The sequence below is a fragment of the Erwinia sp. PME.40.26/001 genome, from assembly GCF_055556675.1.
This window is the reverse complement of record NZ_JBVHNP010000196.1, coordinates 1-269: the sequence shown is the minus strand read 5'-3', so window position 1 is coordinate 269 and position 269 is coordinate 1. Positions and strand designations below refer to the sequence as shown.

1 protein-coding gene is annotated in these 269 nt (G+C 73.2%); it reads left to right on the top strand.

Going from position 1 to position 269, the window contains the following annotated elements; genetic code table 11:
- A partial coding sequence (locus ACZ3HG_RS23825; protein ID WP_465334860.1) for a hypothetical protein occupies positions 1-261 on the top strand: 261 nt, incomplete at its 5' end.
- Positions 262-269: the final 8 nt, after the last annotated feature.

Genomic DNA, 269 nt, shown 5'->3' with positions numbered 1-269 from the left:
ACGACGCTGTGGGGCGAGGATGTCGCGCTCGTCACCGCGTCCGACGCGCAGAACGTGCTGTGGAACGGCGCGAGCGCGACCCCGGACACGTCGTTCACGCTCGGGGAGTCCCGCACCGCCGGCGACACCGTCGGCGAGCTGATCGCGACCGGGCCGCTCGACGCCGCCACCGTCGACGTGCGGCTGCAGGACGACATCGACCCGCCGAGCCCGTGGTGGCGGCTGACCCACCCGCTCGACCTCTTCGGGCTGAACGACTGACCACCCGC